We start from the raw sequence: 17,208 nt of genomic DNA, 5'->3' as shown, positions 1-17,208 counted from the left end.
CGGCTGGCCGCGGCCCGTCGGTTACCCTCGGAGCATGGTCGAGTTGGTCCTCAACGTGCTGCTGGTGCTCACCAGCGTGCTCCTCGTGGTGCTGATCCTGCTGCACCGCGGCAAGGGCGGGGGCCTGTCCTCGATGTTCGGCGGCGCGGTCTCCTCGCAGCTGGCCGGCTCCTCGGTGGTGGAGAAGAACCTCAACCGGCTGACGGTCTTCATCGGCCTGATCTGGACGGTCTGCATCGTCGCGCTGGGCATCCTGCTCAAGGTCTGAACGAGGACGCCGTCCTCCTCGCCGCTCGCAGGCTCGGGGCGGTGCCCTGGACGGGGCCGACGGCGGTCCCGCGAACGCCGAGGTCACCGGGACCAAAGTCCTCTGCGCGGCAAGATCCAGGCCATAGACTGCCCCGGCGGCCACTCGTCGCCGCAGACCGCTGAGACGCAGGGGGCACTGGTGGCTGGTGGTAACGCGATCCGGGGTACGCGGGTGGGCGCGGGTCCGATGGGCGAGGCCGAGCGCGGCGAGGCCGCGCCCCGCCAGCGAGTGCCGTACTGGTGCGCCCAGGGCCACGAGACCCAGGTGTCCTTCGCCTCCGACGCCGAGGTGCCCGAGCTGTGGGACTGCCCGCGCTGCGGCCTGCCGGCCGGCCAGGACCAGGACGCCCCGCCGCCCGCGCCGCACACCGAGCCCTACAAGACCCACCTGGCCTACGTCCGCGAGCGGCGCAGCGACGCCGACGGTGATGCCCTCCTCGAGGAGGCCCTGGCCAAGTTACGGGCGCGCCGCGGTGCGTGACCCCCTGGTCTGAGGCGGCGCCCAGCGGGAGTTGACGGCCGCCGCCGGCGCGCCCCGAACCCCTCCGGAACCAGGGGGTCCGTCCCGGGTCCCGCCGCGAGCCTGCGAGCGTCGGGGAGCAGGGGTCCTCCCTCAGTCCCGGGGCGGTCGCGGCTGCGGCACGGGCGTCCAGGCCACCCAGGTCGCCCGTTCCCAGTTCCAGTAGCACCCCGGGCGCCCGGTCGGTGCGACGGGGACGACGTCCCACACCGGACGAGGCGTGCGGCGGACGACGGGGGCGGGGAGCGTCATCGCGGGCTCCAGGGGGAGGGTCGGCGCCGGGTGGCTGCCGGCGGACCGCAGTGTTCCCGCTGCCCCGGCCGCCGACCAGGGCCGCCGGACCCTGGCTCAGCTCCGCGCGTCGAGCTCCGCGGCGGCCTCGGCGTCCAGCAGCCACCGGGTGGCCCGACGCCCGTGCACCCCGGCCGCGGGCAGCTCGTCCGGCGTCGTGTCGGCGGTCAGCGCCCGCGCCACGGCCGGGGCCTTCGCCGAGCCGGAGACGAGCAGCCACACCTCCTCGGCCGCGTTGATCGCGGGGAAGCCCAGGCTGACCCGGGTCGGCGGCGGCTTGGGGCAGTCGCGCACCGCGACCACCGTGCGCTCGTCGGAGACCGCCGGCGTGCCCGGGAAGATCGACGCCACGTGACCCTCCGGGCCCATGCCCAGCAACAGCACGTCGATGCGGGGGAGCGACTCGCCCTCCGGCGCTGCGGCGGCCAGCTGCTCGGCGTACCAGGCGGCGGCGTCCTCGGGCTCGGCGAACCCGGCGTCCGCAGCCGGCATCGCGTGCACCCGCTCCGCCGGCACGCCGGCCGGATCCAGCAGGGCCCGCCGGGCCCCGAGCTCGTTGCGCTCGTCGTCGTCGGCCGGCACCCAGCGCTCGTCGCCCCACCAGACGTCGACGGCGGTCCAGTCCACCCGCTCCCGCGCCGGCTCGCGGACCAGGTCGGCGACCCGCGCCAGGACGGCGGTGCCGATGCCGCCGCCGGTGAGGACGACCGACGCCGTCCCGTGCACGGCCTGCGCCGCCGCCAGCCGGGCGACCAGCGCCGCGGCGACCGCCCGGGCCAGCCGGTCGGCGTCGGGCTCGACGACGACGTCCGGCGCCGGACGGCCCTCCGCGGCCAGCCGGGCGGCGATCCGGTCCCCGGGAGGCAGCGTCACGGGACGACCTGCCCGCTGTCCCGGGCGCCCTGGTCCGGGTCGTCCACGCCCTGCTGGGCCACCTCGTCGGTGCCCTCCGAGTCCGGCGGGACGACGGGCAGCGTCTCCCCGCCGCTGCCGGCGTTCGTCTCGGCGGGGTCGTGCCACACGTACTCGCGGACGGGGGAGCGGTACGACAGGTCCGGGACGCCGGTCGTGGCCTCCAGCGCGTCGGCGAACGGCTCGTCCGGGTCCAGCCGGCGCAGCTCCTCGCCGACCAGGTCGCCGAGCTGCCGGTCGGGCAGGGCCACGGTCGCCGTCGGCCGGTAGGGCTGGGTGATCACCGCACCGCCGCGCCGGTCGGCCTCCACCCGCACCCGCTCGTCCTGGTCGAGCTCCAGCACCACGGCCGAGACGCCGCTGGGGCCGGGGCGCCGCTCCCCGGACACCACCGGGACCTCGCAGCCGCAGCGCGCGCTCAGCCAGCCGGCCAGCAGCAGCGCGGTCGCGTGCCCCGGGTCGCCCTCGACCCGCCCCCCGAGCACCCGGACGGCGTCCCCCCGACGCCCGGACACCGAGTCGACCGTCGAGGTGAGCGTGGCGCGCCACGGCGTGCTGCGGGTCCAGGCCAGATCGGTGTCGCCGGGCGCGTAGTCCTCGGCGCGGGCCCGCAGCGCGGCCAGCTGGTCCTCGGCCAGCGAGCTGTCGGTGATCCGCCGGTCGGCGATCACCGCCAGCGCGTCTGTGGCCAGCTGGTCCGGCGCAGGGCCGTGCCACCAGGTCACCACGGGCGCGTCGGCGGCCAGCAGCGGCAGCACGACCGACTCGGCGTGCAGCGCCAGCCGGCCGTACATGCGCATCACCACGGCCTCGCCCGGCCCCAGCCGCCCACCGATCAGCACCTCGGCGTCCAGCCGAGGGGTCGGCGCCTCGATCTGCCGCCGGACCACGATCAGCAGCCGGCACGGGTGCTGCTCGGCGGCGGCGGTCGCGGCCTCCTCGGCCTCGGCCACCCGGTTCTCGTCGGCCACGACCACGAGGGTCAGCGCGACACCGGAGAGCACGGCGCCGCCGGTGCGGCGCTGCGCGGCCAGCTCCTTGACCACCGAGGAGCCGGTGGTGTCCCACAGGGTGGTCACGGGGTCTTCTCCTCTCGAACGCCGGTCACGGACGTCGCCACCGGCGGCCCTCGGCGGCGAGCATCTCGTCGGCCGCCCGCGGCCCCCACTCGCCGGCCCGGTACGGCTGCGGCGTCGTCCCGGCCCAGAACTCCTCGAGCGGGTCGATCACCGACCACGACGCCTCGACCTCCGCGTTGCGCGGGAAGAGGGTCGCGTCGCCGAGCAGCACGTCGAGCAGCAGCCGCTCGTAGGCCTCGGGGCTGGCCTCGGTGAACTGCTCGCCGTAGAGGAAGTCCATCGACACGTCGCGGACCTCCATCACGCTGCCGGGCACCTTCGACCCGAACTTGAGGGTCACCCCCTCGTCGGGCTGCACCCGCACGACCAGCTGGTTGTTGCCCAGCTCCTCGGTGTCGGTGTCGGCGAACGGCAGGTGCGGCGCGCGCTTGAACACCAGCGCGATCTCGGTGACCCGCCGCGGCAGCCGCTTGCCGGTGCGCAGGTAGAACGGCACGCCCGCCCACCGCCGGGTCTCCACGCCCAGCCGGACGGCGGCGTAGGTCTCGGTGGTGGAGTGCGGGTCGACGCCCTCCTCCTGCCGGTAGCCGGTGGCCCGCTGGCCGGCCAGCCAGCCCTGCTCGTACTGGCCGCGGACGGCGAAGGTCGACAGGTCCTCGGGCAGCGAGATAGCGCGCAGCACCTTGAGCTTCTCGGTTCGGATCTCCTCGGCGGAGAACTCGACCGGTTCCTCCATCGCGGTGAGCGCGAGCAGTTGCAGCAGGTGGTTCTGCAGGACGTCGCGGGCGGCGCCGGTCTGCTCGTAGAACTGCGCCCGCCCGCCGATGCCGACGTCCTCGGCCATGGTGATCTGCACCGAGTCGACGTGGTGGCCGTTCCAGACCGGTTCGAACAGCGTGTTGGCGAACCGCAGCGCCATCAGGTTCTGGACGGTCTCCTTGCCCAGGTAGTGGTCGATGCGGAAGACGTCCTCGGCGGTGAACACCGAGTCGACCAGCTCGTTGAGCGCACGGCTGGAGGCCAGGTCGGTGCCGAACGGCTTCTCCACGACCACCCGGCGCCAGCGGTCCGGCGTGCTGTCGGCCATGCCGGTGCGCTGCATCTGCTTGAGCACGACCGGGAACATCGCCGGCGGGATGGACAGGTAGAACGCGGCGTTGCCGCCGATGCCGTGGGTGCCCTCCAGCTCGCCGAGGGTGTGGGCCAGTTCGTCGAAGGCGTTGTCGTCGTCGAAGGAGCCCTGGACGAAGCGCACGCTGCTCGCCAGCCGCTCCCAGACCTCCTCGCGCCAGGGGGTGCGGGCGGCCTTCCGCGCGGCGGAGCGGGCCAGCTCGGCGAAGTCCTCGTCGCCCCAGTCGCGGCGGGCGAAGCCCAGGAGGGCGAAGTTGGTGGGCAGCAGTCCGCGGTTGGCCAGGTCGTAGACGGCCGGCAGGAGCTTCTTGCGGGCGAGGTCCCCGGTGATGCCGAAGACGACCAGGGCGCAGGGCTCGGGTACGCGGGGCAGCCGCCGGTCCCGCGGATCGCGCAGCGGGTTGGTGATCATGGTCCGTCCTCGAGGTCGGGAGGGGAACCGGCGTCCGGCGCGGCGGTGCACCGGACGTCGGGGGAGTACGGGGCTGTGTCGATTCTCCGTCTCCGTGGTGGGACCGCGCGGCGACCGCCCGGTGCGACGAGGCGGACCGGGCGGTCGCCGTGCGGCCCCCGACCCCGACGGAGCCGGGTCCCCGCGCCCCGGCGCCGAGGCCGGGTGCGCGGGGACCCGGGGGTCAGGCCTTGTCCTGCAGCTGGGTCCGCACCGACTCGGTGAGCTCGTCCCACGAGTCGGCGAACTTCTGCACGCCCTCGTCCTCCAGCATCCGGAAGACGTCGTCCAGGTCGACCCCGGCGTCGGCGATCGACCGCATCACCGACGCGGCCTCGTCGTAGGTCTTCTGCACCGGGGTGCCGATGCTGCCGTGGTCGGCGAAGGCCTTGAGCGTCTTCTCCGGCATGGTGTTGACCGTCCCCGGCGCGACCAGCTCGCTGACGTAGAGCGTGTCGGGGTAGTCGGGGTTCTTCACGCCGGTGGAGGCCCACAGCGGCCGCTGCGGACGGGCGCCCCTGTCCTCGAGGGCCTTCCAGCGGTCGGAGGAGAAGACCTCCTCGTAGGCCTGGTAGGCCAGCTGCGCGTTGGCCAGCGCCGCCTTGCCCTTCAGCGCGGGATCGGCGCCCGCCTTGTCCAGCCGCTTGTCGATCTCGCTGTCCACGCGGGACACGAAGAACGACGCCACCGACGCGATGCCGTCGAGCGCCCCCCCGTCGGCGAGCCGCTGCTCCAGCCCGGACAGGTAGGCGTCCATGACCGCCCGGTAGCGCTCGAGGCTGAAGATGAGGGTGACGTTGACGCTGATGCCCTGGGCGATGGACGTCGTGATGGCCGGCAGGCCCGCCTGCGTCGCCGGGATCTTGATGAACAGGTTGGGCCGGTCGACCAGCCACCACAGGTGCGCCGCCTCGGCCGCGGTGGCGTCGGTGTCGTGCGCCAGGCCGGGCGCCACCTCCAGCGACACCCGGCCGTCACCGGGCTGCCGCTCGGCCACCGGGGCCAGCAGGTCGCAGGCGTCCCGGACGTCGGCGGCGGTGATGGTGCGCAGCCCCTCCTCGACGCTCACCTCGCGTACGGCGAGGGCGTGCAGCTGGTCGTCGTAGGAGTCCGACCCGCTGATCGCCGCGGCGAAGATCGTCGGGTTCGAGGTGACCCCGACGACGGAGTACTCGTCGACAAGCGACTGCAGCTTGCCGCCGTGGACCATGTCGCGGGAGAGGTCGTCGAGCCAGACGGCGACCCCGGCCGACGACAGCTCGGCCAGCTTCTCGTTCTGTGCCATGTCAGGTTCCTCCTGGTGAGGTGCTGGAACGGCCACCCTTCAGGGTCCCGCGCCGAGCGTGCGAGGGGTGGGGGGAAGGGTGGTCCTTCATCGGTCGCCGGTGGGGTGCGGCAGGCCGCCGGTCTCGGCGACGGGGCCGGCCGGGACGGCGTCGCCGGAGCGGGCCGCCGCGATGCTCTCGCGAGCGGCGGCCACGACGGCCTCGTCGGTGAGGCCGAACTCCTCGTACAGGACGGAGTAGGCGGCGCTCGCCCCGTAGTGGGTGAGGCCGACGATCCGGCCGGCGTCGCCGACGAACTCCCGCCACCCCATGGGCACGCCGGCCTCGACGCTGACCCGGGCGCGGACGGTGGGCGGCAGGACCTCGTCCTTGTAGGCCTGGTCCTGGTCGGCGAACCACTCGACGCAGGGCACCGAGACGACCCGGGTGGGCACGCCGTCGGCCTCCAGGCGCTCGCGGGCCGCGACGGCGATCTGCACCTCGGAGCCGGTGCCGAGCAGGATCACCTCGGGGCTCCCGTTCGACGCCTCGGCGAGGACGTAGGCCCCGCGGGCCACGCCCTCGGCGGAGGCGAACTCCGAGCGGTCGAACACCGGCAGGTTCTGCCGCGACAGCAGCAGGCCGGCCGGGCGGTCGTTGTTCTCGAGCACGGTGCGCCAGGCCACGGCGACCTCGTTGGCGTCGGCCGGGCGGACGACGTCCAGCCCCGGGATGGCCCGCAGCGCCGCCATGTGCTCGATGGGCTGGTGGGTCGGGCCGTCCTCGCCCAGGCCGATGGAGTCGTGCGTCCATACGTAGGTGACCGGCAGCTGCATGAGCGCGGCCAGCCGCACCGCGCCGCGCATGTAGTCGGAGAACGTGAGGAAGGTGCCGCCGTAGACGCGGGTGCCGCCGTGCAGCGCGATGCCGTTCATGATCGCGCCCATCCCGTGCTCCCGGACGCCGAAGTGCAGCGTGCGCCCGTACGGCCCGCCCGACCACATCTTGGTCTGGCGGTCGGCCGGCAGGAACGACGGTTCGCCCTTGACCGCGGTGTTGTTGCTCTCCGCGAGGTCGGCCGAGCCGCCCCACAGCTCGGGCAGCGCCGGGTACAGCGCGGCGAGCACCTCGCCGGAGGCCTTGCGGGTGGCCACGCCCTTCGGGTCGGCGTCCCAGCTCGGGAGGTCCTTGCCGAAGCCCTCGGGCAGGGTGCGGGTGCGCATCCGGTCGAGCAGTGCGGCCGCGTCGGCGTTGTTCCGCTGCCAGGCGGCGAACCGCTCGTCCCACTCGGCGCGCTCCTTGCGGCCCTTCTCGACGACCGAGCGGGCGTGGGCCAGGACCTCCTCGTCGACGTCGAAGGTCTTCTCCGGGTCGAAGCCGAGGACCTCCTTGGTGGCGCGCACCTCGTCCTCGCCGAGCGCCGAGCCGTGCGCGGCGCCGGTGTTCTGCTTGTTGGGCGCCGGCCAGGCGATGATCGTGCGGAGCACGATGAGCGAGGGTCGGCCGGTCTCTGCCTTGGCCGCGGCGAACGCGGCGTCGACCGCGGCGAGGTCCTCGCCGTCGTCGACATGCTGCACGTGCCAGCCGTAGGCCTCGTAGCGCTTGCCGACGTCCTCGGTGAAGGCGACGTTCGTGTCGTCCTCGATCGAGATGTGGTTGTCGTCGTAGACCAGGACCAGGTTGCCGAGCTGCTGCGTCCCGGCCAGGGACGACGCCTCGCCGCTCACGCCCTCCTCCATGTCGCCGTCGGAGGCGAAGCACCAGATGGTGTGGTCGAAGAGGCTCTCGCCCTCGGGGGCGTCGGGGTCGAACAGGCCGCGCTCGCGGCGGGCGGCCATCGCCATCCCGACGGCGTTGCCCACGCCCTGGCCCAGCGGACCGGTCGTCGTCTCCACGCCGGGGGTGTGGTTCACCTCGGGGTGCCCGGGGGTCTTCGAGCCCCAGGTGCGCAGGGCCTGCAGGTCCTCGAGCTCCAGGCCGTAGCCGGAGAGGTAGAGCTGGATGTAGAGGGTCAGGCTCGAGTGGCCCATGGACAGCACGAAGCGGTCGCGGCCCGTCCAGTTCGGCTCGCTGGGGTCGTGCCGCAGCCACTTGTGGAAGAGCAGGTAGGCGGTCGGGGCCATGCTCATCGCCGTCCCCGGGTGGCCGTTGCCCACCTTCTGCACGGCGTCCATGGCCAGCACCCGCACGGTGTCGATGGCGCGGCGGTCGAGCTCCCCGAAGCCCTCCGGGAGGGTCGGGTGCGGCTGGCGGGGGTCGCCCGTCGGGGCGTCGGTGGCAGCCTCGGCCGGGGCCTCGGACTCGGTGCTCTTCGTCGCGTCGTCGGTCGTCATCGGTCTGTCGTGCTCCCTCGGGTCGGCCGTGCGGGATCCGCCCGGGCGGCGACCTCTGGCCCGGGCGGACGGCGGTGCCTGGCTCCAGCGACCGGCCTCGCGTTCGTCGCGGTCCCACCCCCGGACCAGGACGCACCGTCGTCGTCGACGTCAGCCCTACCCGCTGCGTGCGCAGCACCAACGTGGTCGACCCTAGTGGTCTGCCCGGCGGAGGAGACGCTGGTCATGCCGACCGGAGCCGGGGGTGGTCGCGGGCTACAGTGGGTCCGTTCTCCCGTCCCCGGTCGAAAGGGACCCCGTGCTGTCCAGGTGCCCGGTGGTGCCCTGCCTGCGCGCCGACCCGTCGGTGGCCGCCCGGTGACGACGCTCTCCGAACGCCCGGCCGTCCAGGCCCGCCGCCTGTCGGCCACGCTGCGCGCCTACGTGGCCCTGACCAAGCCGCGGATCATCGAACTGCTGCTGGTCACCACCCTGCCGGCGATGATGCTGGCCTCCGGCGGGCTGCCGCCGTGGGAACTGCTCCTGGCCACGATGGCCGGCGGCACCCTCGCCGCGGCCGCGGCCAACGTCTTCAACTGCTGGTACGACCGCGACATCGACCGGCTCATGCACCGCACCGAGCGGCGCCCGCTGGTCACCGGCGAGGTCGCCCCGCGGGCCGCGCTCGTGTTCGGCGTGGTGCTGACCGTGCTGTCGGTCGCGCTGCTGTACGCGACGACGACACCCCTGGCGGCCCTGCTGGCCGCGGGCGCGATCTTCTACTACGCCGTGCTCTACACCATGGTGTTCAAGCGGTACACCCGGCGCAGCACCGAGTTCGGCGGTGTGCCGGGGGCGGCGCCGGTGCTCATCGGGTGGGCGGCGGTCACCGGCACGCTGGCCTGGCCGGCGGTGGTGTTCTTCGGCGTCGTCTTCTGCTGGCAGATGCCGCACTTCTGGGCGCTCGCCATGCGGTTCCGCGCCGACTACGCGCGTGCCGACGTCCCGATGCTCCCGGTGGTGGCCAGCCCGCTGTCGGTCGGCCGCCAGACCGTCCTCTGGACCTGGCTGACCGTCGCCGTCTCGCTGCTGCTGTGGCCCGTGGCCGACGGCTTCGGCATCGGGTGGGTCTACACGGGCGCCGCGACCGCGCTCGGACTGTGGTTCATCGTCGAGGCGCACCGCCTGCTGCGGCGCATCCGCGCGGGCGCGGAGACCAAGCCGATGCAGCTGTTCCACATCTCGATCACCTACATGACCCTGCTCTCCATCGCGATCATCGTCGACGTCCTGGTCTGAAAGAGGACCACCCTTCCCCCACGCCTCGCACGCTCGGCGCGGGCCCCTGAAGGGCGGCCGCCGGCGCCCTCAGCCGCATCCCGGCGTCGAGTGGTGGGGTCAGCGGGTGGCGGCGGTGGGAACGGCCGGGGCGTCCACCGGCAGCTCGGAGGCCGGGCCGCGGACCGACCACACCAGCCGGGCGGTCCACGCCGTCACGAGCACCGCGCCGAGCATGTGGAGCAGCACCAGCACGACCGGCAGGTGCGTGAAATACTGCACGAAGCCGACCACGCCCTGCAGCAGCTGGATGACGAGCACGTCGCGGGCGGCGCGGCGGACCCGGCCCGGGGCGTCGGTGGCGTACAGGGCCACCAGGAGGGCGATCGTGAGGCCGACGAGCAGGAAGACGACGTCGGCGTGCAGCTGGCTGACCAGCTCGATGTCGAAGCCCATCCGGTCGCCGGTGGGGACGTCGTTCTCGTCGACGTCGCCGCTGTGCGGGCCGCTGCCCGTGACGATCGTGCCCAGCACCAGCACGGCCGCGGTGACCGCCGCGATCCCGCCGACCAGCAGGGCCAGGGGACGCCGGACCAGCGGCTGACCCACCCCGGGCTCCCGGGACCGCAGCCACAGCACCGTCGCCAGAGCGGTCAGCACGACGGAGACCAGGAAGTGGACCGCCACCGTCCACGGGTTGAGCCCCGTCAGCACCGTGACGCCGCCGATGGCCGCCTGGGCCGGGATGCCGAGGAAGGCCAGCACGGCCAGCGGGCGCAGGTCGCGCCGGGGCGAGCGGAAGACCGCCACGAGCAGGGCGACGGCGACGGCCGTGAGGACGAAGGTCAGCAGCCGGTTGCCGAACTCGATGACGCCGTGCCCGGCGAGCTCGGGGGTCGTGACGAAGCTCTCCTCGGTGCACCGCGGCCAGGTGGGGCAGCCGAGCCCCGAGCCGGTGAGCCGGACGACGCCGCCGGTGACGATGATCGCGCCGTTGGCGACCACGTTGGCCAGCGCCAGGCGCGAGACGGCGGCAGGGGAGAAGGCGGTGGGGAGGACCGGCACGGGCCGATGCTAGCCGCGCGGACGGGTGCCCCCGGTTCGCCGAGAGCGGAGCACGGGCCGGAAGGACGAGCCGCCGTCCGGCGCTGTACCCGACGCGAGCGGCCGAGTCGCCGCCACCGGTGTCGGTGCGCCCACCCGGGTGAGGGGCCTGCAGCGGGAGCCCCCCTGCGCGTCGGTCCCCGGGTCCCGCGGGACCTCCGGGCGCCCCACCGACCGATCCGACCCGTTGGACGTGAGGCATGACCAACCCCTTCTTCCCGGGGCCCTACGGGAGCCCCTTCGACGACTTTTTGGCCCGCTACCTGGGCGGGGAGCAGCGCGCGCCCCGGCAGCGCGTCGACATCACCCAGTTCCTCAGCCAGCAGGCGCGGGAGCTGGTCAACGCCGCCGCGCGCGAGGCGGTGTCCACCGGCAATGCTGACCTGGACACCGAGCACCTGCTGTGGGCCATGACGAGCGACGGGACCACCCGCCAGTTCCTGTCCCGATCCGGCACCGACCCCGACCAGCTGCGTGCCGCCCTGGAGCAGCAGCTCACGCGGGGCGAGCCCCGGACCGAGGCGCCGTCCCTCACCCCGGCCGCCAAGCGCGCCCTGCTCGACGCCCACCGCGTCTCCCGCGCCCTCGGCTCGACCTACATCGGCCCCGAGCACCTGCTGTTCGCCCTCGCCGTCAACCCGGACTCCCCGGGCGGGCGGGTGCTGCGCGAGCGCGGTGTCACCCCGGAGGCGCTGCAGCAGGTCGCCATGGGCGGCGGCCAGCCCGGCGGCGGGCGCCCCGGCGGCCCCGGGCAGGGCCAGTCGAGCACCCCGACCCTCGACGAGTACGGCCGCGACCTGACCGAGCTGGCCCGCAACGGCCAGATCGACCCCGTGATCGGCCGGGAGGTGGAGATCGAGCAGACCGTCGAGGTGCTCGCCCGGCGGCGCAAGAACAACCCGGTGCTCATCGGCGAGGCCGGCGTCGGCAAGACCGCGATCGTCGAGGGCATCGCGGCCCAGATCGTCGAGGGCGACGTCCCGGAGACGTTGCGCGGACGGCGGCTGGTCGAGCTGGACCTCACCGGCCTGGTGGCCGGGACCCGCTACCGCGGTGACTTCGAGGAGCGGCTCAAGAAGATCATGGACGAGATCCGCGAGCACAGCGACGAGGTCATCGTCTTCATCGACGAGCTGCACACCGTCGTCGGGGCGGGCGCCTCGGAGGGCTCCGGCGGGGCGGGCAACATGCTCAAGCCGGCCCTCGCCCGGGGCGAGCTGCACATCATCGGCGCAACCACGCTCGACGAGTACCGCCGCAACATCGAGAAGGACGCCGCTCTGGAGCGCCGGTTCCAGCCCATCCTGGTGCCCGAGCCCAGCGTCGAGGACACCGTGCAGATCCTCTGCGGGCTGCGCGACCGGTACGAGGCCCACCACCAGGTGCGCTTCACCGACGACGCCATCCGGGCCGCGGTGGAGCTCTCGGACCGCTACATCACCGACCGCCACCTGCCGGACAAGGCCATCGACCTCATCGACCAGGCCGGCGCCCGGGTCCGTCGGCGGGTGAAGACCCCGCCCACCGACCTGCGCGGACTGGAGCAGGAGGTCGAGCGGCTGCAGCGCGAGAAGGACCAGGCCGTCGCCGCCGAGCAGTACGAACGCGCCTCCGAGCTGCGCGACCAGCTCAGCGAGGCGCAGGACCGGCTGGAGCAGGCGCGCACCGGCGGCGGGCAGTCCGGCACGGGTGGGTCGGGCGTGCCGGAGGTCGGCGTCGAGGACATCGCCGAGGTGGTCTCCCGGGCCACCGGCATCCCGGTCAAGCAGCTCACGCAGGAGGAGGTGCAGCGGCTGCTGCAGCTCGAGGAGCACCTGCACCAGCGGGTCGTCGGCCAGGAGGACGCCGTCCGCGTCGTCGCCGAGGCGGTGCGCCGCTCGCGCGTCGGCCTGGGCGACCCCGACCGGCCGATCGGCAGCTTCCTGTTCCTTGGGCCCACCGGCGTCGGCAAGACCGAGCTGGCACGGGCGCTGGCCGAGGCGCTGTTCGGCGACGAGGGCCGGATGATCCGGCTGGACATGAGCGAGTTCCAGGAGCGGCACACGGTCAGCCGGCTGGTGGGCTCGCCGCCCGGGTACGTGGGCTACGAGGACGCCGGCCAGCTCACCGAGGCGGTGCGCCGTCGTCCGTACTCGGTGGTGCTGCTCGACGAGATCGAGAAGGCGCACCCCGACGTCTTCAACACCCTGCTGCAGGTGCTCGACGACGGCCGGCTCACCGACTCGCAGGGCCGCACGGTGGACTTCAGGAACACCGTGCTGATCATGACCAGCAACCTGGGGTCGGAGCTCATCCAGGGCCGCAACACCCCGCTGGGCTTCGGCTCGGGGGACGGCGCGGCGGCCGACGCCGGGCTGCGCGAGCGGCTGATGCGGCGACTGCGCGAGCAGTTCCGGCCGGAGTTCCTCAACCGCATCGACGAGATCGTGGTCTTCCAGCAGCTGGAGACCGAGCAGCTGGCCCAGATCACCCGGCTGCTGCTGGACGAGACCCGCCGGAGGCTGGCGGCCCAGGACATCGAGGTGGCCTTCACCGACGAGGCGGTCAGCTGGATCGCCGAGCACGGTTTCGAACCGCAGTTCGGCGCCCGGCCGCTGCGCCGGGCGATCCAGCGGGAGGTCGACAACCCGCTGTCCCGGCTGCTGCTCGACGGCCGGCTGGGGGCGGGCCGGAGGGTCACGGTCGGGGTGCGGGACGGTGCTCTCGACTTCGCCGTCGACCAGCCCGCGACGGCAGGCGTGTGACCTGCGCCTACGTGGCCTCGGCCACAGGGCCGGCGGAGGAGGTGCGCGACACCGCCTCCGCCGGCTCGGGTTCAGGTTCGGGCCCGGCCCGGCTTAGGCTGCCCTTGCTTGCACGCCGCCGGAATTAGGTGAGACTCGTGTTGTGGAAAGCAGCGCGGTGCAGGTCGGCGGCGGGGCGAGCAGCCCGTCGCGCCCCTCGCCGTCCGCCGAGGACGGGCGCACGCGGCACCGCGTCACCGCCCTGCTGCTCGAGCACGGTCCGCAGACCGCGACCGAGCTCGCCGGGCGGCTGGGGGTCTCGCCGACCGCCGTCCGCCGGCACCTCGACGCACTGGTGACCACCGGCCGTGTCGAGGAGCGGCACGCGCCGGGCGCGCCCCGCGGCCGGGGCCGACCGGCCCGGCTGTTCCACCTCACCGACGCCGGCCGCTCGGCCTTCCCGCACGCCTACGACGACCTGGCGCTGACCGCGCTGCGGTTCGTCGCGGCGCAGGGCGGGCCGGACGCCGTCCGCGCGGTGGCCGAGGCCCAGCTCGCCGGGTTGGAGCAGCGCTGCTCGGCCGCGGTGGAGACCGTGCCGGGGCCGCCGGTCGACCGGGCCCAGGCCCTCGCCGCGGCGCTCACGGCCGAGGGCTACGCTGCCTCGGCCTCGGCGATCTCGGGTGGCGGCCAGCTGTGCCAGCACCACTGCCCGGTCGCGCACGTGGCGGCGGAGTTCCCGCAGCTGTGCGAGGTCGAGACGGCCGTGATCGGCCGGCTCGTCGGCACGCACGTGCAGCGGCTGGCCACGATCGCCCACGGCGACGGGGTGTGCACCACGCACATCCCCGGGCCGGTCCGCCGCACCGACTCGTGGCCCCGTCCTCCTCACCCCGAGCGTGCGAGGGGTGAGGAGGACGGGGTCCTGGCTCACACGCGCGCGGGGAACAGATCGGGCCCCGCGAGCCCTGTACCGGACGAGCGCGCGGCGCACCGGCTCCGAGCCGGCGGAGGCCCCGCACCGTCCACCAGCAGCACCCCCACGAACGACCGGGAGAGGACGCCCGCATGACCAGCACCCAGCAGCCGGTGACCGGCACGCCGCTGACGCAGGACGAGCAGATCGCCCAGCTCGGCCGCTACGAGTACGGCTGGGCCGACGCCGACGTCGCCGGGGCCTCCGCCCGCCGCGGCCTGGACGAGGACGTCGTCAGGGACATCTCCCGCCGCAAGAACGAGCCCGAGTGGATGCTCGAGCGGCGCCTGAAGGCCCTCAAGCTGTTCGGCCGCAAGCCGATGCCCGACTGGGGGTCGGACCTGTCCGGGATCGACTTCCAGAACATCAAGTACTTCGTGCGCTCCACCGAGGCCCAGGCGGCCTCGTGGGAGGACCTGCCCGACGACATCAAGAACACCTACGACCGGCTGGGCATCCCGGAGGCCGAGAAGCAGCGGCTGGTCGCCGGCGTCGCGGCGCAGTACGAGTCCGAGGTCGTCTACCACCAGATCCAGAAGGAGCTGGAGGACCAGGGCGTCGTCTTCCTGGACACCGACACGGCCCTGCGCGAGCACGAGGACATCTTCAAGGAGTACTTCGGCTCGGTGATCCCGTCCGGCGACAACAAGTTCGCCGCGCTGAACACCGCCGTGTGGTCCGGTGGCTCGTTCATCTACGTGCCGAAGGGCGTGCACGTCGACATCCCGCTGCAGGCCTACTTCCGCATCAACACCGAGAACATGGGCCAGTTCGAGCGGACGCTGATCATCGTCGACGAGGGCGCCTACGTGCACTACGTCGAGGGCTGCACCGCGCCGATCTACAAGTCGGACTCGCTGCACTCCGCGGTCGTCGAGATCATCGTCAAGAAGAACGCGCGCTGCCGGTACACGACCATTCAGAACTGGTCGAACAACGTCTACAACCTGGTCACCAAGCGGGCGATCGCTCACGAGGGCGCGACCATGGAGTGGGTCGACGGCAACCTCGGCTCCAAGGTGACGATGAAGTACCCGGCGGTCTGGATGACCGGCGAGCACGCCAAGGGCGAGGTGCTCTCCATCGCCTTCGCCGGTGAGGGCCAGCACCAGGATGCCGGCGCCAAGATGGTGCACGCCGCGCCGAACACCTCCTCGACCATCGTGTCGAAGTCGGTGGCCCGCGGCGGTGGCCGGACGTCCTACCGCGGTCTCGTGCAGATCGACGAGGGTGCGCACGGGTCGAAGTCGACGGTGAAGTGCGACGCGCTGCTGGTCGACACGATCAGCCGGTCGGACACCTACCCGTACGTCGACGTCCGTGAGGACGACGTGGCCATGGGCCACGAGGCGACGGTCTCCCGGGTCAGCGAGGACCAGCTCTTCTACCTGATGAGCCGCGGCCTGTCCGAGGACGAGGCGATGGCCATGGTGGTGCGCGGGTTCGTCGAGCCGATCGCCCGCGAGCTGCCCATGGAGTACGCCCTCGAGCTGAACCGCCTGATCGAGCTGCAGATGGAAGGTGCCGTCGGCTGATGTCGGCCAGCGACAACGTCAACACCACCGGTCTCACCACGGAGTCGGCCACCCTCGCCGGCGAGCTGTTCGGCGAGGGGGTCGGCACCCAGGCCGGCCCGCCCGCCACCCCGGCCGCGGGCACCGGCACCGCCGGCCAGGCCGCACCGGGTGCGCACTCGCACGGTGGGACGGCTCCGACCGGCTCGCCCGCCGAGCGCTTCACCTCGACCGACCCCGACGCCTTCGGTGTCCCCACCGGTCGCGAGGAGACGTGGCGCTTCACGCCGATGCGGCGGATCCGCCCGCTGCTCGACGGCGCGCCGTCCGACGCGCACCTGACGTGGACGACGGACCTGCCCGAGGGCACCGAGCTCACCAGCGTCGAGGCCGACGACCCGCTGCTCAAGGGCCTGCCCGAGCCGGTCGACCGGCTCGCGGCGCTCGCCCGCCGGCGCGCCGGCGGAGCCGCCGTGCTACGGGTGCGTCCCGAGGCGGTCCTCGACCGCCCGGTCACGCTCGCCCTGGCCGGCACCGGTTCGGACGACGTCGTGTGGGGCCAGCTGGTGATCGAGGTCGGCGCCTTCGCGCAGGCGACCGTCGTCCTCGACCACAGCGGCCTGGCGAAGTACGCCGGGGGTGTCGCCGTCCTGGTCGGGGACGGCGCGCAGGTGGACCTCGTGTCGGTGCAGGACTGGGCACCCGGCGCCGTCCACGGCGCGCAGTACGACGCCGTCGTCGGCCGCGACGCCTCCTTCACCCAGACCGTGGTAACCCTCGGCGGCGACCTGGTGCGCCTGGTCAGCAACGTGCAGTACGCCGGTCCTGGCGGCTCGGCCGACCTGCTCGGTGTGTACTTCTCCGACGAGACCCAGCACCAGGAGCACCGGCTCTGGGTCGACCACGCGGTGCCCAACTGCCGTAGCAACGTGCTCTACAAGGGCGCGCTGCAGGGCGAGGGTGCGCGCACGGTGTGGATCGGCGACGTCCGTATCCGCCCGGCGGCCACCGGCACCGACACCTACGAGCTCAACCGCAACCTGGTGCTCACCGACGGCGCCCGCGCCGACTCGGTGCCCAACCTGGAGATCGAGACCGGCGAGATCGTCGGCGCCGGCCACGCCAGCGCCACCGGCCGCTTCGACGACGAGCAGCTGTTCTACCTCTGCTCCCGGGGCATCGACGCCGAGACCGCGCGCCGCCTCGTCGTCCGCGGCTTCTTCGCCGACGTCGTCCAGCGCATCGGCATCGACGAGCTGCAGGACCGGCTGATGCGCACCATCGAGACCCGCCTCGGCGCCCTGCCCGGCCTCGACGAGCAGCCGGTCGAGGTGGCCTGACCC

General features: G+C 73.6%; 13 protein-coding genes. 7 read left to right on the top strand and 6 right to left on the bottom strand.

The genetic code is table 11. From position 1 onward, the window contains the following. Positions 1-34: 34 nt before the first annotated feature. Both secG and ACU610_RS10770 read left to right on the top strand, forming a co-directional pair. Entirely contained in the window at positions 35-268 is a 234-nt protein-coding gene (gene secG, locus ACU610_RS10775; RefSeq protein ID WP_446767705.1) for a preprotein translocase subunit SecG, read from the top strand. A 180-nt stretch (positions 269-448) separates the two neighbouring features. Further along, entirely contained in the window at positions 449-790 is a 342-nt protein-coding gene (locus tag ACU610_RS10770; protein ID WP_446767704.1) for an RNA polymerase-binding protein RbpA, read from the top strand. A gap of 387 nt (positions 791-1,177) precedes the next feature. On the opposite strand, the gene pgl is transcribed toward ACU610_RS10770, so the two are convergent. The 5 genes from pgl to tkt form a co-directional block, all read right to left on the bottom strand. After that, positions 1,178-1,993: a 6-phosphogluconolactonase gene (pgl, locus tag ACU610_RS10765; RefSeq protein WP_446767703.1), complete on the bottom strand. Its 816-nt coding sequence runs from the start codon at positions 1,991-1,993 to the stop codon at positions 1,178-1,180. Further along, complete coding sequence (locus ACU610_RS10760) at positions 1,990-3,111, bottom strand: glucose-6-phosphate dehydrogenase assembly protein OpcA (RefSeq protein WP_446767702.1); 1,122 nt, start codon at positions 3,109-3,111, stop codon at positions 1,990-1,992. The genes pgl and ACU610_RS10760 overlap by 4 nt, the downstream gene beginning before the upstream one ends. A gap of 25 nt (positions 3,112-3,136) precedes the next feature. Next, positions 3,137-4,654 (bottom strand): glucose-6-phosphate dehydrogenase, encoded by a 1,518-nt coding sequence (zwf, locus tag ACU610_RS10755; RefSeq protein ID WP_446767701.1) that lies wholly within the window; start codon positions 4,652-4,654, stop codon positions 3,137-3,139. A gap of 223 nt (positions 4,655-4,877) precedes the next feature. Then, entirely contained in the window at positions 4,878-5,978 is a 1,101-nt protein-coding gene (tal, locus tag ACU610_RS10750) for a transaldolase (RefSeq protein WP_446767700.1), read from the bottom strand. A gap of 87 nt (positions 5,979-6,065) precedes the next feature. After that, the gene (gene tkt / locus ACU610_RS10745; protein ID WP_446767699.1) at positions 6,066-8,291 is read right to left on the bottom strand and encodes a transketolase; all 2,226 of its coding nucleotides are present in this window, start codon (positions 8,289-8,291) and stop codon (positions 6,066-6,068) included. Positions 8,292-8,648: 357 nt separating this feature from the next. On the opposite strand from tkt, the gene ACU610_RS10740 reads away from it, so the two are divergent. Further along, positions 8,649-9,569, top strand: a complete 921-nt coding sequence (locus ACU610_RS10740; protein WP_446767698.1) for a heme o synthase — start codon at positions 8,649-8,651, stop codon at positions 9,567-9,569. A gap of 99 nt (positions 9,570-9,668) precedes the next feature. Here ACU610_RS10740 and ACU610_RS10735 read toward each other — a convergent pair whose 3' ends face one another. Continuing rightward, entirely contained in the window at positions 9,669-10,613 is a 945-nt protein-coding gene (locus ACU610_RS10735) for a COX15/CtaA family protein (protein ID WP_446767697.1), read from the bottom strand. Positions 10,614-10,852: 239 nt separating this feature from the next. Between ACU610_RS10735 and ACU610_RS10730 the strand changes: the two genes are divergently transcribed. The 4 genes from ACU610_RS10730 (at position 10,853) to sufD (ending at position 17,205) form a co-directional block, all read left to right on the top strand. Then, complete coding sequence (locus tag ACU610_RS10730; protein ID WP_446767696.1) at positions 10,853-13,396, top strand: ATP-dependent Clp protease ATP-binding subunit; 2,544 nt, start codon at positions 10,853-10,855, stop codon at positions 13,394-13,396. Between the two features lie 142 nt (positions 13,397-13,538). After that, complete coding sequence (locus ACU610_RS10725) at positions 13,539-14,447, top strand: helix-turn-helix transcriptional regulator (protein ID WP_446767695.1); 909 nt, start codon at positions 13,539-13,541, stop codon at positions 14,445-14,447. Then, positions 14,444-15,886, top strand: a complete 1,443-nt coding sequence (gene sufB, locus ACU610_RS10720; protein WP_446767694.1) for a Fe-S cluster assembly protein SufB — start codon at positions 14,444-14,446, stop codon at positions 15,884-15,886. The genes ACU610_RS10725 and sufB overlap by 4 nt, the downstream gene beginning before the upstream one ends. Beyond that, positions 15,886-17,205 carry a Fe-S cluster assembly protein SufD gene (sufD, locus tag ACU610_RS10715; protein WP_446767693.1) on the top strand — a complete coding sequence of 440 codons (1,320 nt, stop codon included), beginning with the start codon at positions 15,886-15,888 and terminating at the stop codon, positions 17,203-17,205. The genes sufB and sufD overlap by 1 nt, the downstream gene beginning before the upstream one ends. The last annotated feature ends 3 nt before the right edge of the window (positions 17,206-17,208 follow it).

It is taken from the genome of Geodermatophilus sp. URMC 61, from assembly GCF_052931555.1.
Note: the sequence above shows the minus strand (reverse complement) of the source record. Positions and strands in the feature narration are given on the sequence as shown.